This is a genomic window from Pseudomonas meliae (genome assembly GCF_001400515.1).
Taxonomy (GTDB): domain Bacteria; phylum Pseudomonadota; class Gammaproteobacteria; order Pseudomonadales; family Pseudomonadaceae; genus Aquipseudomonas; species Aquipseudomonas amygdali.
In genome coordinates, this window is the sequence record NZ_LJQT01000378.1 from 1 (window position 1) to 2,449 (window position 2,449).

Here is a 2,449-nt window from a genome sequence, read left to right on the forward strand (position 1 = left end):
CGCAGGCTGCCCTGTTCCTAACTCACTGTTTTTAAAGGGTACTGTCAGTAGCCAGGTTTCGGCCTTTTCATGAAATCGCCCTGGCTAAGATCGGTCGGGTATTGGGTGCGGTATTCAGAACGGAGGCCATCAAGCTCAGCATGCTCGCCTGGAGATGCTCGACGTACCAACATTTTCCCCTCGATCACTTCCAGGTTGTAACTGAAGCCGCGGATCTCTTGAGGGCTCCATACCCGTTCGCGCTCTTGGGTGATGCGCTGTTTGCCTCCTGCAGGAGAGCTTCCCCCCTCAGAGAGCCGACGCGCATAAAGCTCTGTACCGTTGCGGCTGAATACCCTCAGCGTATCGACCAGATTGCCAGCTTCTAGACGTTCGACGGTTAATGGCAGGCCTGTGTAAGCCTGGTCATGTTTATCCCGATTCACCCAGCGGCCAAAGCCGTTGGACTCCCGCTGTAGCTCGTAGCGCATATGAATGCTCATGCGGCTGACGAGAGAGTCAACAGCCAAGACCCGCGCCTCCACACGATACCCTGCTGAGTGAAGACGAGAGCACAGTTTGGCTAGGCTCTCAGGGTCACGCATGGTGCCGTCGATTAGCAAGTTTCGACGATTTTTTATCGCCAAATTGGTCAGTTTAACTGACCAAGCCCCGGCATCGGGATGAGTACGGTCGGCAGCCATGCGGTCGTTCTCATGCATCAGTTGTAGGTATTGCGGATGGTGCTTGCGCAATTCGTCAGCATCAACCTTGATGGTGTTGCCGCCAAACTCATCCATAACTCGGCTACTGAGCCCCGCCTTACCTGCCCCAGGCTGCCCGCCAAGTAGCACCGCTGTAGGGTGGTTGACTGGCTTGGTATTGGTCAGCGAAAACAATGCGATGTCGTCGAAAATAGCATCGTGCTCAGCGGGTGAAAGCCGGAACTGCGATTGGTCATCCTTGGGGAACGTCATTTGCTGTCGATGTCCTTCCTTGATACCTGCAGCTATAGCTTGAGCTTCAATGCGCAGTTCACTGATAGTAAGCCGACCGTCTGTGAGGCCAACGGCCTTCAACATGCCTTGTAGGGTATGGCGGGTGCGATCCCACGCTTTTCCGAGGAATGAACGCTCCTCTTCCGCAACAAAAGCGAAGACCTCTTCGGCACGGCCGAGATCTGTTAGCTTCGCGTAGTGCTCATCTACGTATGCCCAAATGTGGGCTAGTGAAGCTTCACCGCGCGTTTCAAGAACGCGACCCAGGAACTCTCGCTTTTCTTCGGGATTGAAGGTGTTGAGCCCATAATGCCCGAGGAGCTCGTGGCGCAGCGCTCGTCTGACGGCCCCTTCGTCACCCATATTGGAAGCTGCAAGGGTAAAGATGGCTCTTGCTGGGTGGTAGGCTGCGTCGATTCGGTATCCGATTTTGTCTCTCGCGGCGTCTGGACCATAAATTTCCTCCTGAGTGGCCTTGATATTAGCAGTCACTGCTATGTGACCACGATATTCAGCCATGAAGCGATCTACTATCGACTGGGCCTGAGCAACGGTCAGGCCGACTTGTTCGGGAGCTGGCATGAAATACCCCCTTAATCCGAAGCTTTGACGAGTGGTCCGTAGCGCTCGATTGCATGCGCTACCCCTGTATTGTCGTCAATGCGAAGTCGGGACCGCTCGACCACGAGCTCAGCTTGTTCAGCCCGCAACTGATCAATCAGTACCTTATCGGGTTCGGCTTTGCTGCGTTCTGCGTGAATGTCGCGGGCTTTGATTGCGATCATGTTGCCTATGGTTTCCGACGCAGCCTCATAGGCGGCAAGCTGTTGGTCCGTCCACTGTGCAGGCATGGGGTTGTCCTTCTTCTCAGGTTTGGATGCCTTGTAAATCAAGACGAGGCCTAGAATCAAAAATAGTGCTGAACGGAACCATTCGTCGTTTGGACTGAGATCATTGAGTTGGGAATTGACTGCCATGGCCAAGCCCACTACTAGGCTCAACGAACCGACAAGCAACCGCATGATACGACTATTCATCGCTATCACTCCCGGCATTGTCCTTGACTAAGGACAGCACGTAGGAGTCATTCAGCACGGTCATCAGCTGCTCTGCTGTATGTGCGCTTTGGCACCTGAATAGCACAATAGCCAAGGCTTTGAGGGAATGTGCCCGGTCAATGCTTTTCATGGCAAGGGCACGTAAATCATCTGTGTCGTAGACATTCGCAAATGCCACGCCTTCCGCACCAGTAATCTCTGCTGTGCGATTGATCGACGCCTCGACCGCAGGCGGCAGCGCTGGTTTAAGGCCACCATCCACCAACATCAGAGATACGATGAAGGGCACCGACGCTCCTGATGAACCCTTAGCAAAGTATGCCGGGACGACCTTCATTTCAGTTTCGTTAAACATCAGAGTCCCTACCTTTTGATGTCGAGCGCGAGAAAAGGGCCTTTAGGGAAACTCTGAAA

Annotated in this window: 3 protein-coding genes; all 3 read right to left on the reverse strand. The window is 53.9% G+C overall.

Annotation, left to right across the window (positions count from 1 at the left end):
• Positions 1-44: 44 nt before the first annotated feature.
• The 3 genes from ALO64_RS17835 to ALO64_RS17845 are packed head-to-tail and all read right to left on the reverse strand — an operon-like array spanning position 45 to position 2,390.
• Complete coding sequence (locus ALO64_RS17835; RefSeq protein WP_044345839.1) at positions 45-1,559, reverse strand: zeta toxin family protein; 1,515 nt, start codon at positions 1,557-1,559, stop codon at positions 45-47.
• Positions 1,560-1,570: 11 nt separating this feature from the next.
• Positions 1,571-2,014: a hypothetical protein gene (locus ALO64_RS26000; RefSeq protein WP_200893705.1), complete on the reverse strand. Its 444-nt coding sequence runs from the start codon at positions 2,012-2,014 to the stop codon at positions 1,571-1,573.
• Complete coding sequence (locus tag ALO64_RS17845; protein ID WP_044345838.1) at positions 2,007-2,390, reverse strand: hypothetical protein; 384 nt, start codon at positions 2,388-2,390, stop codon at positions 2,007-2,009. Before ALO64_RS17845 ends, ALO64_RS26000 begins: the two co-directional genes overlap by 8 nt.
• Positions 2,391-2,449: the final 59 nt, after the last annotated feature.